Annotated in this window: 21 protein-coding genes; 14 read left to right on the forward strand and 7 right to left on the reverse strand. The window is 41.9% G+C overall.

Translation table 11 applies throughout. The annotated features are described in order from the left end of the window. Window positions 1–520 precede the first annotated feature (520 nt). The 13 genes from KPL72_RS11765 (at window position 521) to trxC (ending at window position 9,668) form a co-directional block, all read left to right on the forward strand. Entirely contained in the window at window positions 521–1,030 is a 510-nt protein-coding gene (locus KPL72_RS11765; RefSeq protein ID WP_219702869.1) for a GNAT family N-acetyltransferase, read from the forward strand. 579 nt (window positions 1,031–1,609) lie between these two features. Next, a complete protein-coding gene (locus KPL72_RS11770; protein WP_219702870.1) occupies window positions 1,610–1,954 on the forward strand; it encodes a hypothetical protein in 345 nt (114 codons plus the stop codon). Window positions 1,955–2,030: 76 nt separating this feature from the next. Continuing rightward, on the forward strand, window positions 2,031–2,543 hold the full coding sequence (locus KPL72_RS11775; protein ID WP_219702871.1) for a hypothetical protein: 513 nt from the start codon (window positions 2,031–2,033) through the stop codon (window positions 2,541–2,543). Then, window positions 2,543–3,421, forward strand: coding sequence for a Kiwa anti-phage protein KwaB-like domain-containing protein (locus KPL72_RS11780; protein ID WP_219702872.1), 879 nt, complete (start codon window positions 2,543–2,545; stop codon window positions 3,419–3,421). The genes KPL72_RS11775 and KPL72_RS11780 overlap by 1 nt, the downstream gene beginning before the upstream one ends. A gap of 99 nt (window positions 3,422–3,520) precedes the next feature. Then, the gene (locus tag KPL72_RS11785) at window positions 3,521–4,330 is read left to right on the forward strand and encodes a hypothetical protein (protein WP_219702873.1); all 810 of its coding nucleotides are present in this window, start codon (window positions 3,521–3,523) and stop codon (window positions 4,328–4,330) included. 137 nt (window positions 4,331–4,467) lie between these two features. Beyond that, complete coding sequence (locus KPL72_RS11790) at window positions 4,468–5,043, forward strand: hypothetical protein (protein WP_219702874.1); 576 nt, start codon at window positions 4,468–4,470, stop codon at window positions 5,041–5,043. Between the two features lie 283 nt (window positions 5,044–5,326). Next, a complete protein-coding gene (locus KPL72_RS11795) occupies window positions 5,327–5,824 on the forward strand; it encodes a GNAT family N-acetyltransferase (protein WP_219702875.1) in 498 nt (165 codons plus the stop codon). A 260-nt stretch (window positions 5,825–6,084) separates the two neighbouring features. After that, window positions 6,085–6,645 carry a helix-turn-helix domain-containing protein gene (locus tag KPL72_RS11800; protein WP_219702876.1) on the forward strand — a complete coding sequence of 187 codons (561 nt, stop codon included), beginning with the start codon at window positions 6,085–6,087 and terminating at the stop codon, window positions 6,643–6,645. Further along, complete coding sequence (locus KPL72_RS11805; RefSeq protein WP_219702877.1) at window positions 6,642–7,364, forward strand: AzlC family ABC transporter permease; 723 nt, start codon at window positions 6,642–6,644, stop codon at window positions 7,362–7,364. The genes KPL72_RS11800 and KPL72_RS11805 overlap by 4 nt, the downstream gene beginning before the upstream one ends. 2 nt (window positions 7,365–7,366) lie before the next feature. Then, window positions 7,367–7,708 carry an AzlD domain-containing protein gene (locus KPL72_RS11810; RefSeq protein ID WP_219702878.1) on the forward strand — a complete coding sequence of 114 codons (342 nt, stop codon included), beginning with the start codon at window positions 7,367–7,369 and terminating at the stop codon, window positions 7,706–7,708. Window positions 7,709–7,853: 145 nt separating this feature from the next. Beyond that, window positions 7,854–8,039, forward strand: coding sequence for a hypothetical protein (locus KPL72_RS11815; protein ID WP_212918305.1), 186 nt, complete (start codon window positions 7,854–7,856; stop codon window positions 8,037–8,039). Between the two features lie 343 nt (window positions 8,040–8,382). Beyond that, window positions 8,383–9,072 (forward strand): hypothetical protein, encoded by a 690-nt coding sequence (locus KPL72_RS11820; protein ID WP_219702879.1) that lies wholly within the window; start codon window positions 8,383–8,385, stop codon window positions 9,070–9,072. A gap of 149 nt (window positions 9,073–9,221) precedes the next feature. Continuing rightward, window positions 9,222–9,668 (forward strand): thioredoxin TrxC, encoded by a 447-nt coding sequence (gene trxC / locus KPL72_RS11825; RefSeq protein ID WP_219702880.1) that lies wholly within the window; start codon window positions 9,222–9,224, stop codon window positions 9,666–9,668. Window positions 9,669–9,692: 24 nt separating this feature from the next. Here trxC and KPL72_RS11830 read toward each other — a convergent pair whose 3' ends face one another. From KPL72_RS11830 to rnt, 7 genes are all read right to left on the reverse strand, one after another. Continuing rightward, a complete protein-coding gene (locus KPL72_RS11830; RefSeq protein ID WP_114411839.1) occupies window positions 9,693–9,950 on the reverse strand; it encodes a YfhL family 4Fe-4S dicluster ferredoxin in 258 nt (85 codons plus the stop codon). Between the two features lie 10 nt (window positions 9,951–9,960). Beyond that, window positions 9,961–11,358 (reverse strand): prephenate-dependent tRNA uridine(34) hydroxylase TrhP, encoded by a 1,398-nt coding sequence (trhP, locus tag KPL72_RS11835; RefSeq protein ID WP_249422227.1) that lies wholly within the window; start codon window positions 11,356–11,358, stop codon window positions 9,961–9,963. Window positions 11,359–11,554: 196 nt separating this feature from the next. After that, complete coding sequence (locus KPL72_RS11840; RefSeq protein ID WP_219702881.1) at window positions 11,555–13,687, reverse strand: TonB-dependent siderophore receptor; 2,133 nt, start codon at window positions 13,685–13,687, stop codon at window positions 11,555–11,557. Window positions 13,688–13,935: 248 nt separating this feature from the next. Beyond that, window positions 13,936–14,196: an HP1242/YdcH family protein gene (locus tag KPL72_RS11845; protein ID WP_219702882.1), complete on the reverse strand. Its 261-nt coding sequence runs from the start codon at window positions 14,194–14,196 to the stop codon at window positions 13,936–13,938. Between the two features lie 313 nt (window positions 14,197–14,509). Continuing rightward, complete coding sequence (locus tag KPL72_RS11850; protein WP_219702883.1) at window positions 14,510–17,884, reverse strand: DUF748 domain-containing protein; 3,375 nt, start codon at window positions 17,882–17,884, stop codon at window positions 14,510–14,512. A gap of 44 nt (window positions 17,885–17,928) precedes the next feature. Next, entirely contained in the window at window positions 17,929–18,360 is a 432-nt protein-coding gene (locus KPL72_RS11855; protein WP_219702884.1) for a YbaN family protein, read from the reverse strand. Window positions 18,361–18,428: 68 nt separating this feature from the next. Continuing rightward, on the reverse strand, window positions 18,429–19,097 hold the full coding sequence (gene rnt / locus KPL72_RS11860) for a ribonuclease T (protein ID WP_212918313.1): 669 nt from the start codon (window positions 19,095–19,097) through the stop codon (window positions 18,429–18,431). Window positions 19,098–19,192: 95 nt separating this feature from the next. Here rnt and KPL72_RS11865 point away from each other — a divergent pair, with 95 nt between their 5' ends. Continuing rightward, window positions 19,193–20,083 carry a flagellar protein MotY gene (locus tag KPL72_RS11865; protein WP_212918314.1) on the forward strand — a complete coding sequence of 297 codons (891 nt, stop codon included), beginning with the start codon at window positions 19,193–19,195 and terminating at the stop codon, window positions 20,081–20,083. Window positions 20,084–20,146: the final 63 nt, after the last annotated feature.

Consider the following 20,146-nt stretch of genomic DNA (forward strand, 5'->3'; position numbering starts at 1 on the left):
TTTATCGGGCTTTCGCCCAAACGTCTCATTTACTTTGTTTAAGGTAGCGTTTAGCAACACGACTTTTATCGTAAGGCATAGATTGTTAACTTGGTGCGAGATAGGTCTTCAAGCAATGACTCTGAAACTCCATAAAGTCGCGCAACTTCGTCGCGTCGAACTGACTTCATCCTAGCTAATCGTCGGGAGTTACTCTGTTGCAGTGAACTTAATTCTTTGGTTAACTCAAGACTAACAGTGCGAGAACCAAACCCAATAACAAACGGCTTAGACAAGTCATTCCCGCGAAGGCGGGAATCAAGCTCTTATGGTCTTGGGTAGGTCGCGGCTTCAGCCCGACGCGGAATTTCTGATATACGATTTGTTTTGTGTTTTCAATGTCATTTGAAAATAATCACAGTATTTCGCGTTGGTGCTGGTAGGGAGTAAGGAAGTCTTTTAGTATTCATTGAGAGTGACTCATCGCCTAGAGATAATCGAACATTCGTACTATTAAAATGCCATGTAACGGAAAGGGAAAATGCTAGAAACTGAACGATTGATTCTGCTTAAACCAAACAAAAATGATCTGGATGTCATTTCTGAAATACTCTCGTGTCCTAAACAAACTAAGTACCTTCCAAATGAAGCGCCATATTCACAAATCCAACAGAAAGCGTACTTAGATAAGCGCATTGCTCATTGGGAGAATAATGAGTTCGGTACTTTTATTATTTGTTTGAAAGATAACCCTCGCATCAAACTCGGTTTTGTTGGTGCTGAATACGCTCCAAACCCAAAATATGTGGATATTCGGTTCGGTATCACCAAAGAGTTTGAAGAGAAAGGCTTTGTTACGGAAGCAGCAAGAGCGTTGGCAACTTGGTTTTTCGATAACACTGAACACGAAAAGCTTTATGGCGTTTCAATGGTCGATAATGTTGGTTCTAAAGCTGTTTTAAAGAAACTTGGCATGACGCCAGAGAAAAATGTAGACCTCTATAATTGCGAAGGGCTAGATAACTATAGCCTAGAGGCACCCACTGCATAACAATCTCATGTTGGCGCACATCTTTGTCGCATCGAACTGACTTATTCGGTTAATTCAAGACTAACAGTGCGAGAACCAAATCCAACAACGAAGCTCCATGGATGGCCGAGACACGTCATTTCCGCGAAGGCGGAAATCAAGCTCTTATGGCCTAGGATAGGTCGCGGCTTTAGCCCGACAATCAAAGAATCCAGAGCGAATAAAAAATGTATTTTATGTCTGTATATACAGTTTATTTTTAAAATGGTTATTTTATTGTGCGTTTAGCCATTTTAAATAAACCCCGTTGTGCGCTTTTTGTACTGGTAGAAAGTAAGAAAGTCTTTTACTATCAATGGATAAGAATATCGGCAGACGAAATAACGCGCTGTGGATAAATTAAATAACACGTATGCTCGTTTTTCCAGTTTTGAATTTTGTTAATGTTCTTATAAAGTCTTTATTGTTTATATGGTTGTAAGGATATTTCGAGGTTTTAGAAATTGTCTAAACGCGCATGCGCACTATTAAAATATTAAGTGTTCGCCAACATGCGATTGAATTATGCAGTAGTCGCTTTCATTAAAAAAGGAAATTACAATGACCGCAAAACTGCTAAGAGTTAACAATATCGACTTGGCATTACTCAAAAGTAATCCGCCACAGCTGAGTATTACTGTTTTTGGATCATCCCCAACCACAGGATGGACGAATACACATCTTGTACCCTATGTTTACATCATGCCTCCGGAAGGTGGTATTTATGATTTTGACTTGGTGGGAACCCCTCCATCTGGGCCTGCTGGAGAGATGATCTCTCCAGCAGTTGCTAATTATATTTGGCCTGAATATCCGTCTGATCTTAAGGGGGTTAGGGTGCATGCATCTTTGAACAAGGCAGAAGAAATGTTAGCTGATGATACCAAGTCAATTAATTACGATTAATTTAATTACTTAAAAAATAAAGACAGCAGATGCTTCGCACCGCTGTCTTTATTTTTTAGCACTTTCAAGGAGTATCATGCGAAACTGGATTAAGACACTTCTCTTTACATCGGCTTTTTCACCGACTTTGCTAGCACTTGCGTTTGTCAGGTTTCAAATTCAAGGTGTAGATTTTACAGTTTACCAGCTAATTATTATCTCTGTACTTGGTACCATTATCCCTTTATTAATTTTGGCTAAAGCAAATAGATCGACGGAAGTCGTTAGGTTTCAAGCAAAGAAAATTGAGTCAACTGATTTCTTCTTGCTAGCATTTGTCGCCAGCTACATTGCTCCAATAATAATGCGAGCCGTTGAACTCGATTTTACAATTATTTCAACAATTTCAGCGCTTATAGTTGCTGTACTTTGGTTTATGACAGCGATTCCTTCGCATCCTCTTTTATATTTGTTCAAATTTAGATTTTATAAGGTTGAATCGGAAAGCGGGGTAGTTTACACGCTTCTAACAAAACGAGAGTTAAAAGATCCGAAAAATATCAAAAATGTGAAATGTATTTCACACAGCATGCTTATGGAGAAGTACTAATGTTACTAAATTTATTTGCTCTGACAAATAATCCTGCAAATAGAATTGTACGATTTAAACTTACTGAAGATGTACAGGAAGAACTGTCTGGATTACTTATAGGTCAAGATAGGACTTTCGATGCAGCTATAGAAGAAGAGATTGAGTTTGATGGTAAGTACAAGCCTGACTCAGGTGAAGCTTTATTTATACAGAATTACGATGATATAGATAATCTGGAAAACTCAATAAGAAACCCTTTAGGGGTTGAAGAAGTCATTCCTAATAATGACTTCTTTACATCAATTAAAGCTCTGTTTTCTGGGTATGAGAACGAAGATGGTTCCATAAGAATATTACTTCAGTATTTCGACAAACGTAAAATCATATCAACAAATGGCCTTTCAATATTTCATTCTGTAGATGTATATAAGAAAGTTGAAGGTATAGGGATATCAATAGATACCAAGCTATCAGCAACGTTGACTGAAGGAAAATTAAGGTTCTTTAGCTTTCATCTATTACGTCAGGTTTTTGATCTAACACAATACTATAAAGAAGCCACAAATGATGATATCACTGAGTTCTCTGGTCTGGAAAATATAAAAGTCACAGACAATGATCATCTTTTATCGATTTCTGATAGCTGGGTTCGCAGGAAGATCTCACTAATTCAGCAGAGTGAAATATTAAGTACAGTACCAATGAATCAAATGAAAGCTGTGGCTTTGGAATTTAATATTCCATTCGAAACAGTAATTGAAAGTGAAGTTGAAATGATAAAATTACCTGATCAAAAAGCTGATCTGAAGATGCTTCTCAGGTTTCTTGATGAGGATTATTACCGATCACCATTATCAAACACTAATTTCGTCACTAATTCCAAGCGAGAAGCTTAATTACCTACTAACAAGGTGTTGCTATGGAAAATTTACTCGCTAGCTCTCCCACGTTTCCGCAGAGCGCGGCGTTACGCCTTTTATATTAGGAGCACTACAATGATTGAAGCTTTGAAGGATATTCCAATAGCAATTTGGTCGGTAGTATTGGGCTCGCTAATTACTTTATTCGGTGTTTTAATCTCCAACAGGAATAATAGAAAGAGATTGGAAATTCAGTTAAAACATGATGCAGAACTCCAAAAAGTTGAAAGAAAGGCTTCAGTGAGGCGCGAAGTTTACTTGAGTGCGGCTGAAGAATTAGTTAAGGCAAATAATTACCTTGGATCTCTTGCACAAATAGATCTCACTAAAACTAATATCGCTGAAGGGCTTCAAGGCTTTTTTACTTCAGCTGCGAAATTGGGTTTAGTTTCTGAGCAAGAAACTGGAAAAGCATTAAATGATCTGGTGTTGGCATATAGTGTTCTATTTTTTAGGTTGCTAGCTAAAGTGTCGCCTATTAATGATTCGAGAAGCGACATAAATATCATAAATTATCACTATGACGAATCTCAAATAGAGATAAAGAGAATTTTAGCTGGAATGACTAGCCAAAATGAATCTGGAGCGCCAAACAAAGTGGTTTTCGAAGCCTTAAACAAATCTTTTGAATTTCATAGTAATAGGTCAAAAGAGCTAACTGATGAAAGAGATGAGTGCTGGAAAAACGTAAATGAGCTCACAAGGAAATTCGCGATAGAGGTGGCAGAAGAAATGAAAGTAATTGTGCTACTTCAAATACCGGTTCTGGTAGGCATACGTAAAGAACTGGATTTAGAAACAGATATTGAATCCTACAAGCAACAAGTGGTAAACAACTCAGAAAAACTTAGCGAGCAACTTGATGTATTTATATCATCAATGTAAAACGAGACTTAACCAATCGTGTTTGTCAGACAGTTTGTTCCATTGCTCTTTTGTGCCGCTCGCTACGCTAGCACTAGCATAAAACGCCACTACTCAAGCTGTTGCTGCACTAGGCGTTAGTGTGATCAGGAGGATAAATGGCATCGTTTTGTAGTGAAAGAACAGTGGAATACATGCTTGTCCCACGAATAGTTAGTATTCTAGAAAAGCATTTTGATACTGTCATTCCATTGTTTTCTTACGCGACGCGTGAATTCACAAAGTTGTCTAAAAACCTACATAGCAAAGATAACTTTCAAGTTATTGCGCTATTCCCAAGAAGACCGAAAGTTTCTGATACTGGAGAAGCAGGAATATCCATTTTCTATGGACTTGATGAGTTTCAAATTATCACTCAATCTTTAGGGGTGCCAGTCGTATCAGGAAGTATTGATGCGTCTAATCTTTGGGAACTTGCTAAGCATGAAAACTTTGTATGGTTTAATATGAGTCAATTTATAGAAGAAGCATATATAACGCCAATTAGCTCTATATATAGAAATACACCTGAAGCAATTTATAGTGAAAATGCTTTGATAGAACTGGCAAAAAGTAGTCGATGTATAACTTTTAGCGAGCTTGTTGAGATCGCAAAGCAGGGGCGTATGAAGTTGGGGCATCATCGCTATGGACCAAGATATAGACCTGTGTACTTATTGTTGAAATCATACTAACAAAGCATTTAAGAGTGATTCCTAACGCTTAGTGTTTTCAGTTCAAGGTTGGGTTTCGTGTTTACGGCACAATGGTTTAGGTTATATGGTGAGCGTTGCTCACTACTTAACGCGGTGTTAAGTGTTCGGCAATCAAACTATATATCGTGTCGTTTAAAAATAAGAGGAAGGTAATGGCATTTAGGAGCCCTAATAATTTAGGGTCAGATGAAAAATAGAATCGCTTTTAATCAGTCCCAACTCCCCTAAGAATCCCAGCATTCCACATCAAACTGGAGACAAAATGGATTTAGTCTTACCATCCTCAAAATATATCCAAAGTTATAACGAGTACATCGAAGAGTTGGGTGATGAAGTTCGTTACCCTTTTCCTATGGGTTTTGATCATCAAGATTTTGATGCACTTTTAGCGAAGTTGTCTGATTTTTCCTTGGGAAAAAATCTGCCTGACGGTTTTGTGCCAAGTACAACCTTGTGGCTGGTGGAAGGCGATCAGTTGCTTGGTGTGACTAATTTACGTCATTACCTTAATAGCGCTATTGAAGAGTGTGGTGGTCATATTGGATTAGGTATTCGTCCATCTTACCGTGGCAAAGGTTTGGGTAAGTTGTTAATGAAGCTGTCGATAGAAAAGCTTAATGCTATGGACGTAAGTGTTGTTCATATTCACTGCTATAAAGATAACTCCGCATCGGCCAATACGATTATTGCTAATGGCGGCGAGTTAAGTTCTGAGCTGATTTTGGATGGTAAAGTGGTTCAACGGTATCGAGTCAGTTAAATGGAATCAGGTGCAAATAAGACCTAATTTTCATCTGGTCCAAACGGCACTTCAACTCAAGCTTTTCACCTCAAACCAAAGACACAAACAGCGTTAGCCTTACATCCTCAAAACATATCTCAAGCTATAACGAGTCCATCAAAGCATTAGCTGATGAACTCGTTTCCACCTCTCAACCCCCTCCATTTTCCACAATTCCATTGACTTTCTTTCGTTCTTTATATAGAACGTTCTATATAAAGAACAATTTGAGATGCACTATGAATAAACCGATTCTCGGCTCGTTAGGGCGAAATATACAAAAATTGCGTATGGCAAAGGGGTTGTCTTTGTCTCAGCTGGCTCTGGATGCTGGGCTGGCGAAGTCTAATTTGTCTCGTATTGAGCAGGGTGAGGGCAATCCGACTTTAGAAACGATTTGGCGTTTGGCAGTACAACTGAATGTTCCGTTTGGGGATCTTGTGGCCAGTGTGGAGTCGACACTGGGCGAAAACGGTGTACAGGTCAGGTTGATTGATCAGGGCGAGGGGAATCCGCGCGTCGATGTGTATTGGATGTCTTGCGCGCCGAACACTATTAAGCAATCAGAGCCGCATATTGCTGGTACGACAGAAGCTATAACCCTAATAAGTGGGCAATTGCTGGCGGGTGAAAGTAATGACTTACGCCAGTTGGAAATTGGCAAAGCCCATACTTTTGCGGCCGATGTTCCGCACAGTTATCAAACGGGCGATGAATGGGCGACGCTGATGATGGTCATTACTTATGCTAAACAGTCTGATGCTAAACAGGACGATGCCATACAGGAGGTACAGTCATGAATACAGCAACTCAAACTCTTGCGGGAACGCCTTGGAAACAAGGTGTAAAAGACGCGATTCCACTGCTTGGCGGTTACATTCCTGTGGCGATTTCGTTTGGTCTGATTTCCGTTCAGTCTGGTTTTAGTGTGTTAGAGACTGTTCTTATCTCTGCCTTTATTTATGCGGGCGCGTCACAGTTTCTTTTTGTTGCTATGGCGGCTTCTGGCGCGCCGTTATGGTTTGTGGTCATCATGACTTTGTTAATTAACGCTCGACATGTTGTTTATGGGCCAAATCTCTCTCCTTACTTAAACCAAGATAAAAAGTGGTTGCCACTAATGCATGGTTTGACCGATCAAATTTTTGCGCTGGCTCACGCACGTTTGCCTCAGCTTCCAGATCAGGCGCGGATAGGTTGGTACACAGGTGCAGCGGTGTTGGCCTGGTTGAGCTGGATTGCAGGAACCGCACTGGGTGCCATTGCGGGTGGAGAGTTGACGCAACGGTGGCCATTAATCAACGATATTTTGCCATTTGCACTACCAGCTCTGTTTTTCGTTTTAATTGTGCCGCGTTGTAATAATCGCTTGTGGACATTAACGATCGCTTTGTCTGCTGTTAGCGCTGTTATTTTGAAAGTGTCAGGTTACCCAAATGTCGCTATTCCGTTAGCGGCTTTGTGTGGCGCAGCCTTGTTCTACGCTCTGAAAAATCAGCGCGATATGGGAGGGCAATAAGTATGGAAATGTCTATGTGGCTGGCGCTTGCTAGCATTGCCATTGGTACCTATTTAATTCGTCTTTTACCCTATATTTGGATGAAGCGAAGCTTGGCGAAAAGACAAACGGAGGACGGCGTTGGCTCAATGCCGACTTGGTTAACCATACTGGGGCCAACCATGATTGCCGCGATGTTCGGTACTTCGTTAGTTCCTGCTCATTCTGGGGCTTTGTCATGGCTAGCGACTGGGGTTGGGATACTGGTTACTTACGGTGTTTGGACTCGAACTCGCTCTATGGGTTTGCCTATTTTATTTGGGGTCCTGGCATTTGGAATTGTGATGCTGTTTTTTGTTTTCTAAGAAAAATCCATTTAGTGCCCCAATAGTTGAAGAAAACTAAACACCTGAGTGAAAAAGCATCGTTTGTTAGGATGTTTATCTCCGATTAAAATTGTATTAGTAAATAATTTCATCTACTCATACATTTTTATTCGGAGTGTTTATTATGAACGCATTAGATAGCAAATCCTTATCTTCTCATGTGTTAGGCAATGTAAAAATCGCAGGCCTTAACGGTTTGTTTGGTAAGCTAGTTAGCCTTTTTAAAAGCAGTGAGAAAGCAGCTAAAGCACCAGTAGACATGGAAGTAGACAATCTTGATTGGTACCGCACTTTTCCTGTTAAAAAGTAAGCCTCGCTTTCCTGCAGCAATTTCCTACAGCAACGACCGAGAGAATAAAAATAACATTCCTCTGGTTTTGCTCGTTCTTGTAAATTTCTTTATTTTCTTATTTTTTCGATTCTAAATGGCTTTGTAAGCTTTTAGCTTAGTCGTTCGCATGGATCCTGATTTTTTACTACTTTGATTCAGGTGTAATCACTGCTCAAAACATTTTTTCCGATAGATAGCATCTTGCTTCCACTCCCTGTACATTGGTTACTCGGTCTGTTTCTTTATTAAGATCAATATTGGCTACTTACAAAGCCTACCAGTGTTATTTCCTGCAATGTTAGCGTTCAAATAGGAGTGCTCGATGCAAGCTAAGTTTACCGTTCAAATTGATTCCTTTCAGAAAATTAGCAAGATTCCAAACGCGTGGTCTGACGAAGATTATCGTGCTCTTTTGAGCATTATGGATTTCGACGATGATGTCGAGAAAATGGATGCAGCAGAGCTCCGCGAGATGTGCATGATGTCGCTGAACGATCTTGAGCCTGCGGATGCGGCAAAGGCGGTATTAACGCATTTATTTCCTGAGTTATCGAAAGGCAAGGTAGATCAAATTAGCCACGATATGCTTGATGACCGTTCGTGGGAAGAGTATCCAGATTGTCTGTTTCATGAGCGTTTTTTTAGTGCTTATGCCTTGTTGCGCGAGGCCTTTAATGGCACTTTCGCGAAGCCAACGGGTGTTGAGTTTGCCATTACGGTTACCGCTGAACATGTTGAAGATATGGCAATTTTTGATGAGTCGTTACATTCATCGATTGTACGTTTATTGGCGAGTGGGCAAGGCGATGATGCGTTAATCAATCGCTTATATGAAGATCAAATCAAAGGCACACAGTTTCCTGAAGCGCCGGGTCTTGTTTGGCAACTTAAGCAAGTTGCAGACGAAGGCACAACCCGCCAGTTTAGCTTGGTGAGTTCCTATTTTTGGATGGAAAACTTCGAGCAGATGGATGGTTTTCAAGCCGTCTCTCATGCTGATGCAGAAGAATAGCTTAGTGACGTGAGTTGAATCAGTCTTACGAAGGTGACAAAAAGCGAATCAATGATTCGCTTTTTGCTTTTCTAGGTTGGCAAACATGCAGTATTTCGATTTAATTCCGTTCTGTTTATGAATAAAAGCATTTAATCACGAGGCTCAAAATGACCAATTCACCTATTCAAATAGTTTGTCAAAGTTGCAGTACGAAGAATCGCGTACCGAAAGATAAACTTGGTAATAAGCCTCTTTGTGGCAAGTGTAAAAAGCCCGTTCTTTCAACACAGCCCATAATGGGCGGTGATAATAATTTTAAACGCTACATCAATGATAATGACCTTCCTGTTGTGGTGGACTTTTGGGCATCTTGGTGTGGGCCGTGTCAGCAATTCGCGCCTATTTTTGAACAGGTAGCCAGCGAGATGTCGACAAAAGCTTGTTTCTTGAAGTTAGATACTGAGCAGAATCAAACGACGGCCGGTGGCTATAATATTCGTTCTATTCCGACTTTGATGATCTTCCATCATGGCAAAGAAGTAGCTCGTTTATCTGGCGCGCTACCGAAAGCACAATTCCAACAATGGTTAGCGCAGAACTTGCCAGCGGCTTAAGATGTTTTGGATATTGGCTGGACGTTAAACGCTGGTATCAAAATGCATCTCAACAAACTTTTCGTATAGTGCTTCTTCTGTTTCGCGTCTGTCTGGATCGGGTTTTACACAGTCTATCGGGCAGACGGCGACACAGGTGGGTTGGTCGTAGTGACCAACGCACTCTGTGCATTTATCTGGATCAATGACATAAATCTTGGCGCCCATGGTAATGGCGTCGTTAGGACATTCTGGTTCACACATGTCGCAGTTTATGCATCGGTCGTTAATGAGTAATGCCATGGCCTTGCCTCTACGCCGTCGCGCTGGCGTGAGGTTGGCGGGTGGTTTGCCCTTCCGATAGGTTTCTCATTAGGATCCCCATGGAAGCATCAATACCTTGCGGGCAAGGAATAGACACCACATGACCACTGCCTTTTGCTACGTCGATAGGGCGACCTTGTTTGTCATTTAGTTCGCCTAATGCAAAAGTGACATTGCCTTTTGGTGTTATTAATTCCAAAGAATCCCCAACACTGAAGCGGTTCTTCACTTCAATAGTGAGTGAGTCGTCATGGGTTGCAATGACTTCACCGACAAACTGCTGTTTGTCACTGATGGAATTACCTGTTTCATAGTTTTGTAGGTCCACATGACGATGGCGTTGCAAGAAGCCATCTGTGTAACCACGATTTGCTAGGTTATCTAAGCTGCTCATGAGACTGGCATCAAAAGGGCGACCTGCGACGGCGTCATTAATGGCTTTGCGATAGATTTGTGCCGTTCTGGCGCAGTAATAAAAAGACTTTGTACGACCTTCCACTTTTAGAGAATGTACGCCCATTTTTACGAGTCGTTCAACGTGTTGAATGGCGCGCAAGTCTTTTGAGTTCATGATGTAGGTGCCCTGTTCGTCTTCAAACGCAGGCATATATTCGTCTGGACGACCGCGTTCTTGTAACAAAAAGAGCTGATCGCTTGGCTGTTGAATTTGCACTGCAGACGCTGGAGTTTTTGATGAAGCGGCACTGCTGGCAATGATCTGACCTGTTTCGTCTTGTGTTGCTTCGTGGGCGTTGTATTCCCATCGGCAGGCATTAGTGCAAGCGCCTTGGTTTGGGTCGCGTTTGTTCATGTAACCCGATAACAGGCAGCGGCCAGAGTAGGCCATACACAACGCACCATGAACGAAGACTTCCAGTTCCATGTCGGGTACTTTTAAGCGAATTTCTTCAATTTCATCTAGCGATAGTTCACGGGACAAAATAACGCGGGAAATGCCTTGTTGTTGCCAGAATTTCACGGTAGCCCAATTGACCGCATTGGCTTGTACTGATAGGTGAATTTGTTGATCGGGAAAGGCTTCACGCACCATCATTATTAAGCCTGGATCAGACATGATGAGCGCGTCTGGTTTGAGATCAATGACCGGTGCTAAGTCTTGTAAGTAGGTTTTCAGTTTCGCGTTATGGGGTGCGATATTGCTGACCACGTAGAGTTTTTTGCCCAGCTCGTGTGCTTCATTTATGCCAATGCCCAGCTTTTCTAGATCAAACTCGTTATTGCGCACTCTTAGGGAGTACCGTGGCTGGCCTGCGTAAACGGCATCGGCTCCGTAGGCGAAGGCATAACGCAGATTTTTTAACGAACCTGCTGGAGAGAGTAATTCTGGCATGAAGCTTTTTTGCTGAGACATTTTTTCTTGAGACATAAGGCGCACCGACCGATCAAAACGGGCGGAGTTTACCTGTGTGTTAATTGAACTCAAGTGATGATGGCGGGATTGGTGACTTAAATAAGCTCGGTTTGATCTAGGTCAAATATTAGAAATGACAGAGTAAAGTTAAAGGGGCAGATTCCTTTAATAGGCTCAAGGAATCTGCCCCTGTTATTGCTTCTTTACTCAGCTAAAAGTCATAGGCAGCGGTGACGTAAACGCGACGTCGTTCACCGACGAATGATCCTATGTTTTTGGTAAAGCCACTAACAGCATATTCTTTATCTAACAAGTTTTTGATGTTCAGCTGGAATTTCCAATCCTGCCATTTTGTCTGCCATGACATGTCATAAACAGTGTAAGGTTTGACTATTTGATCATCTCGGTTCTTTTGTTGGCTAACGTAATCTGCGCCAACAGCAATAGAGGAATCTATGCTAGGGAAGTCGTAGCGACTCCAAAGGCCAAGTTGATGATAAGGGGTGTTAGCAAAATATACGCCTTCTGCAGCATCAGTTACTTTCACATCGTTGTAGGCGTAACTGATATTGGCTACCCAGCGAGGTGTGATGTCTGTGAGAATATCCAGTTCGACACCTTGGCTGCGCACTTTGCCAAATGAAACCAACAAGTCACTGTCATTCGGGTCTTCTTGTAGGATGTTTTTGCGGACAATGTGATAAGCAGCAAGATTCACGTTGAGCTTGTTGTTAAACCAATAACTTCTTACACCTGCTTCAAATTGCTGACTTTCCTCTGGATCAAACAAGCTGCCATCGGCTGACTTTTGTTGGTCGGCTGCGTCTTGTGGTACGAATCCAGTGGAGAAAGAGGTGTAGGGTTTCCAGTTGTCATTGAGTTTATACGTCGCGCCAATGCGGCTAGAGTAGCCTGTGTCCTTGTAGTTTGCTTTTGTGGTCCCCGTTTTTAGTTTGTAACCATCGTATTTTTCTTCGATACGATCTATTCGTGCACCAGCAAGGAAATCTAGGCGATCGGTGACTTGCCATTGGTCTTGAACGTATAAGCCAATTTGATCCGTTGTGGTGCTTTCATTTGTTTGGAGAGCCATGTCATAGGCACTGATATCGTCTTGACCATAAACAGGATTGCTTAGACTTAGCTCGGCAACACCTTTGGTCGTTTTGTGATAAAGGAAATCGTTTTTCTGATGGAAATAATCACTCCCGACTAACACGGTATGATCACCTAGCTCTGCGATTAAATTACCTGCAAGCGTAATGCCTTCGCGAGAACGGACTTGGTCACGAAATTCTCGTTTCACTTTATCGCTATCGGTCGTATCAAGACCTTTAGACTCATGGTATTTCTGGGTTTCCGTGTTTTCGAAGTAACGAACAGACGCATTGCTCTCTAGCCATGAGTTGATGCTGTGGTCTAGGCGTGCTTGAAAGACTTGGGCATCCAGTTCTTGGTAATCACTTTTTTCGTTATTGTTCCAAGAAGTGTCGGCTAGGAAGTTGCCCTCGTCATCAGTAGGAATACCCCGTAAGCGGGCGCCAGAAAGGTATTGATGGATGTCCGTGTATTGAACGGTGAGTGTGTTGTTTTCATCGATGTCCCAAGCGTAACCAAGGTCAATAATGCGGTTTTCTTCTTCAACATTATTGCGGTAGGAGTTTTGTCCATCGGAGTAAATACCAACACGGTAGCGTTGCGATGCATCTTCATTGGCAGGACCAGATGATTCAATACTGCCACTCAAGAAGTCTTTATTGCCCGCACTGACTTTTAGGGTGTTTTTTTGTTCATAAGTCGGCTTTTTCGTCACATAGTTTATGACGCCGCCGGGTTCACCTGCGCCATAGATTGCACCAGATGGTCCTTTAAGGACTTGTATTTGTTCTATGGTGAACAGTTGAGGAATAGAAAAGTCGCCAAAAGGGTCGCCTTTCAGACCGTCGTAGAGTACTTCGTCTTGGCTAAAACCTCGTAATGTTACTGTGGAGACATTGTTTTGCGACATGCCTGAAATAGAGCGATATAAGTCCGTGATTTGTCTCGCGGCTTGGTCTTCAATGAGCTCTTCTGTCACGATTTGAATAGATTGAGGTGTTTCGTCTATTGGGGTGGAAGTTCGAGTGGCTAGGGCGGCTTCATCTTCTTTGTAATAGGATAGCGCGCGACCTTGTACCTGAAGTGTTTGAAGCTCTATGTTGGATCCATCCTTAACTTTGTTATCTCCATCATTGAGATAACTGTCTTGTGTGATGTTGCTTGCAGCATTTTCGGCAAAAATCACAGTAGAAAAAGCAAGCGCTCCACATGCTTGCATCATCATTAAGGTGGTTCTTAACGTCATAGGAAAACCAAGTTGAAGTGAGTGAGTTGCGTATATTAATGTTTATGATATTCGTTTACAAATGAGAATGGATTTACAAAAGCTTCAAAATACAAAATTGGCCGTTTTAACGCTAATGCAGTATTAGAAATGGTGTGGAGAGAAGGGCGTTTCTGGATTATCTGAGCTAGTTCATCGGGAAGTAAGTTGAGCGGTTTTAAAAACTAAAACCGCTCTTTGGGAAGGTGTTCTTTGTGGCGGTGTTGCTGTTACGCTTTTTCAGCAGCGAGTTTCGATGCTTTAATGTAGCCTTGTATAGTGTCTTTTAGCTGCAGGCGTTGTTTCTTTAACTTTTCTTCTTCGATTGTGGTCGCTGGGATGATTTCCTGCTCCATCTTTTCCACTTCTTTTGTTAAGTGGTTGTATTCGTCATAGAGTCTTTTAAAGTGCGCATCGTCCATTTTTAGCTGGTGGATGTCATCTTTATATTCAGGAAATTCGTTTACTAAATTATGGTCTTCAATCGGCATAATTGCCTCCTATACTTGCTAGCTTTCGTTTAAGACTAACCTAGTTTGGTTTGTCTTCTCTTGATGTTGGTCATGCTTTATTGAGTCTTTAACATATTCAAATCAATTACTTTGCTACATAGGGATTTCAAACGCTGCTTATATAGTTATGGCCTGTTTATTTTGGTTTTCAATGGGGGAATTTAAGTCTAGAGGATGTTGCACTATTTGGTGGGTTTCTTTGCGTCTTTTTGACATTAAAAAGCCGCGATAGAAACATCTATCGCGGCTAGCTTGGTTTGATTTTTTTTAAAGAGTGTCTAAAAATAGGTGCCTAGAAGTTCAGTTCTATCCTTGGTTTACTACTTTTCGATAGATCAATCTCAGGTGAGCAGAGGAGAACGCGTGAAGACGCAATCCCTTCCTTGACTAAATAATCTTTTAAATTATCTGCTCGCTTCTGCGCCAATTCTCTTGCTGTTTCTTTTGTGTCGTCGTCTATAGATACTGGCGGATTCTCAAGGCCTAGATCGCGGTAGCTGGCGACTCCACATGCTTTTAATTGACTGTCTTTTTTGTCTTTCATCAAAGCAACCAACTGAGTTAAAAAGGCATCTTGGGAATCGTTTAGCTCATCATCCTCGGCTTCAAATATCAAAGGCTCTACGCGAATTTTAAGCAGCTGGTCGCCAGCAAATTGCGCAATGCTAATAACATTAGCGTATGGCACAAAAGTTTGCATCAAGTAGGTACTCGATGCACTAAATAGCGCTTTTCGAACCGGTAACAGCAAGAAGTCTTGCCAACCGAATGCTGGGTTTTCAATGTCGCCAGAAAGTGGAATATCTAGATCAATATTGTTATCGCTGTCTTTTAGGACGCCAACGGCAATATTGAGAGGAACGGCGCCTGCTTTGATAACCGTGCTGCTGTCTTGGCGGCCACCTAGATCGAATTCTCGTAATAAAATGTGAGAGTTGCCACTCAACACTCCTTTGTCTGCATTGAGTTTTAAATCGAGATCTAATTGCCCAGAATCTATTTGATAACCTAAGACGCTAGCAATATAAGAAGAATAAGGTGGAAGCTCTGCTTCACGAATTACCAAATCGCTCTTTAGAGTTAATTCCTCTGCTAGAGGCCAAACTGTGATATCACTTTGCAGTGTTGCGTATTTGCCGTTACGAGCTTTTAGCGCAAGTACCGTTGCTTGGTCTTTTTTCTGTGTATTTAGATTACGCAATGACAATGTGTCTATGTCTAAAGTGCGTTGCAGCATCGGCGAAATGCTCTTATCTTTAACATAAATGCTGGATTCTCCAGTGGTGTCGTAAGCATCTAGAATGACGAAATAAGGTGCTTTAAAAGCGGGGTTTTGTTCGGCATCCTGTGTATTGCTGATGACGTTTTTAGCGTCTTTTTCTCGCGGAACCGTAGGGTTTTTTAATGCAGGCTCAGGGGTGGGTTGCTGATCTACATCGACGAAAACTAGGTTTTCTATGCGTTTTTTCGCATCCAAAATCAGGCTGACTTTGGCTGAATCTGTGGTGATCTGTTTGATTTTAGCGCCATCTTGCGTCGCATTAACGTTTTCAACCTTGATACTACCAATGCGGCTTAATGGTGGGAGAGTTTGTTTGCTACCTGCATCTGCAACCAGTTCGGAAACGGTTAAATCTATAACACTTAACTGCGTTAACGAGGCGTCAAAGTCTTTATCTTGTTGAGTAAACGAAAGGCCGCTGATGTCGGCATTTTTCCAAGAAGCAATGCGCTTTTTATTCGTTAGCATGCTGTCTAGCGATTCACTGGTGAAGTTAAGGTTAGTGCCTTTTATTGCTGGAGGTTGCTGATTAGCTTGTTCTACATCCAATTGGTCTGCTGTGAGTTTGGCCGCACTTAACGAGAATTGTTTTTCGTCACTTTGTTGCGCCTTTAGACCTTTAATATCTATCGTTAATTGCTTGTTTTGAACAGCAAGTGAGTCGCTGTTTTTTTGCAGAGCAAGTGTGTTTGATAAATTGAATGTGTCGTAGTCGGCTGTGTTTCCTGCTTGTTGTACGGATAAGCCATTGCTTTGGATGTTGGCAAGTAGAGCGGCGGTTAGGGCTTCATTGTTATCCATAGTAAAAGCCACATCGTTTAATGCAATGTGCAGTTGTTTGTTTTGTACAGCAAGGCTTTCTGATGAAAGAGAAAGCTCATCCATGTTCAATACAGAAGAGGTGGTCTTTGCACTGAGGCCTGATTGCTTATCCTGTTTTACATCAAATGGTGCTTTCAATGTAAGGTTGTCAAATTGTGCTTTTTGCTCGGCTTGAGCAAAGAGGGATTTCCCAAGCTGTAAATCAAGGTCGCCGGTCGCAGCTAACCCAAGTTCATTCTGTGTGATATCGAAGGGTGTCTTTAGTGTTAGGTTATCAAATTGTGCTTTTTGCTCGGCTTGAGCAAAGAAGGACTTGCCTAACTGTAAATCAAGGTCGCCTGTCGCGGTTAGCCCAAATTCATCACTTTGCTTTATGTCGAATGGCGTGTTCAGCACAAGCTTATCAAGTTGTACTTTTTGTTCTGCCTGAGTGAAGAGCGGCTGTTCTAACTGCAAATCTAGTTTTCCATTTGCTGCTAATCCCTGCTTATCACGTTTAACATCGAACGGCGTGTTTAGGGTTAGCTTATCAAATTGTGCTACTAAATCTGCTTGTGCAAAGAATGACTGCGTTGATTGTAAGTTAAGTGTTCCTGTTGCCGCTAACTGATCGGCGGAGGCAAAGTGGATATTGGCTTTTGAAAGCACTAGCGATGTAGATTTTGTTGTAGCTTTGTCTTGCTGACCTAAAGGTAAATCTAGATCGTCAACTTGGGTGTTTAGAGTTAGATTGTTAATATCAAAAACAGGTACGCCATTAATGTGTTGCTGAGTAAATTGAAAACCTGCTGAGAGGTCTAATTTACCTTGACCTTCGTTATAAGGCGCAGGCAAAAAGTGACGAAAGCTTTCTATCTGCACTCGTGTATTTTTAATATCGACGTCTGCGCTGGCTTGTTCTGGTGAGTAGTCAAATTGGCCATCTACAGACAGCGTCGTTTCATTAATTAGAGCTGATAAAGCAATTTCACCTTGCCAAGTGAGTTCTTGGCCGGATAGGTCTTCAATAGACAAATTTGTTAAGACGAATTTATCGGATTCAGCGGGTACGTTTAAGTCCGGCTGGCGGGATAAATTAACTTGGCTGTCTGTAAAGGAAAACGAAGGCAGTTTGATGTTCCAAGGCGTGCTTGTGTTTTTTTCCGACTCAGGTTCCGGCTCTTTTTGATCTTCAGGCGTGATAAATTGAGAGGTATTAATGCCCGCAACAATCCAGTCTTTTTCCTGTTGAGCGACAGTCAGATTTAAACCTTCAATCTTAGCTTCTGAAATATGGACTGTCTTAGTAAATAAAGGCCATATTTCGATTTCAACAATAGCGCGCTTAAGCGTTAAGGTGTCTTGGTTTTTGTCATTGATGACTACGTCTTTTAAATCTACTTTAGGTGGAAAAAAGTCAATAGACAGCTTGCCAATGCTAAGGTCTTCACCTTGTTCTTGAAAATAGGCCGTGAGGTAGTGTTCAGCTACAAATGGCGCTGCTAGCCAGGTTGCAGTAGTTAAGCCTGTCAGAGCTGCAAATGGATAAAAGACAAAATGTCGAAAATGTCGGCGTGTTATCATAAAGTGCCTTCCTGCTTTCTAAACAGTCAATAAGTGAATATGAGTTAGCTGGTCTCGTCTTTGTCTTTTGGGCTTTTTAATGACTCTTCAGCTTCTGTGGCAATCGGGGTTTCCGAACGAAGAGGCATACGTAATAAATAGATGCTGACGCATAGCCCTATGGTAATTAGTCCAACGGTTGCCCATAAGCGAGAAACAATAAAGATCGAAATCGCCATGCCTGCCCACATAAAAATGATGGCGCGGTTTCTTGCTTTACGAGGAATACCATCAGAAGATTGCCAGTCACGAACAATCGGGCCAAAGAATTTATGTTCAATCAACCATGTGTGGAATCGTACCGAGGATCGAGAGAAACACCAAGCAGCGAGTAACACCAGCGGTGTTGTGGGAAGTAAGGGAAGGAAAATACCAATAATGCCAGTGATCAGAGAAAACCACCCCAGCATCAGATATAAGATTCGCTTTCCTTGCATAGTAATGCCTACTTAATAGATAAAGAAAAAATGGGCTTTGGTGACTCAAGCCCATTCTTATTGTGGCGCTATTTTCCTGAGTTGAAAATAGCCGCCATGCTATCTTCTGCTTCGTTTTCAACCAGTGGCCAGCCGCCAAGACGTTTCAAGCGGTTAACCATTTCACAAAATAGTTCAGCGGTCTTTTCTGTATCATATTTTGCTGAGTGTGCTTCGGAGTTGCTAAACGGAATAGACGCTGCTTCACAGGCTTTTGCCAATACCGTTTGCCCAAACACCAAACCCGCTAGGCTTGCGGTATCGAAGCTAGAGAAAGGGTGGAATGGATTACGCTTAATGTCAGCACGTTCAATCGCTGCATTTAAAAATCCGTGATCAAAAGCCGCGTTGTGGCCAACTAAAATGGCACGTTTACAACCTACAGACTTTAGTTCTTTACGAACTTTCGTAAACATTTGATTGATAGCCTCTGTTTCTGGCATGTCTTGTCTGCCAGGCGCAAAAGGATCAATGCCAGTAAAGTCTAGCGCTGCTTTTTCAAGGTTTGCGCCTTCAAATGGCTTAATCAAAAATTCCAATGTTTCATGGATATATAAGTCGCCATTTTCATCCATTCTTAGGATGCTGGCCGCCATTTCTAGTAAAGCATCGGTTTTTTGATTAAAGCCTGCGGTTTCTACGTCGATAACAACAGGTAGGAAGCCGCGGAATCTATCTTTGATTTCATGGTTTGACAAAAGAAGGTCCTTAATTCTGCCGCTTGATCAACAGTAACGGTATACAATAGGATCGGATCATAACACATTTGATAATGCTTGAACGAGATGTCTAAATGGGAATTCCCCAACAACTTCTAATTCGCACCACATTTTTATTGGCTGCTGGCATGCCATTTACGCAGGCCAACGCCATAACTCACTACCAATCCGGTATTTCGGACTCTGAGTGGCTACTTTCGGGCGATATTTTTTCGTGCAGTTTAACGCACCCCGTGCCGAATTACGGAGAAGGTCACTTTATAAAAGAAGCGGGCGAACCGATGAAGTTTATTTTGCAGCCGCAGAATGAAAAGCTTGGTCCCGGTCAGGTTTATATTATTTCCCAAGCACCAGATTGGTCGCCGGGTTTAAAGCCAGAAACCTTAGATATTTTGCCTTATCCTGGCTATGGGTTGACGGTTGAAGTCGGTGGCAAAGTAGCAGAGAGAATGCTCTCTAGCTTGGATCGTGGGCGTCATCCAGTCGTGGCTGGAACAGCTTGGGAAAATAATCGTGAGACAATAGAAGTAGGTTTGTCGAATATTAACTTTGCGCCTGCTTACAATGAATTTAGACGCTGCCTGTCTAGCTTGTTGCCAGTGAACTACGACCAGATTGCTAGAACTGCAGCATTATTTCCAACCAATGGCGTGAACCTTACAGATCGAATTAAGGCACGTTTGGATCTGGTAGCCTTGTATGTTTCTTCTGATCCAAGTGTGGAATACATCTATATTGATGGCCATACGGATATTATTGGTTCTCGCCGAGATAACCGTGAATTGTCAAAAGTACGAGCAGAAAAAGTAACGTCGTATTTACTTGAGAAAGGTGTGCCGGCTGGAAAAATAATTTCTCGTTATCATGGTGAACGTTATCCTTCGACCACAAATAATACCGCTCAAGGCCGAGAACGTAACCGACGAGTCACGATTCGCTTAGAGAAGTCATCTGAGTCGAGTTAATTTATAAAGTATTACAGATTTATCTGATTTACTAAAAGAGCCCCGTTTTGCTGAATTATCTGA

The sequence above is a fragment of the Marinomonas lutimaris genome (assembly GCF_019426345.1).
Taxonomy (GTDB): domain Bacteria; phylum Pseudomonadota; class Gammaproteobacteria; order Pseudomonadales; family Marinomonadaceae; genus Marinomonas; species Marinomonas lutimaris.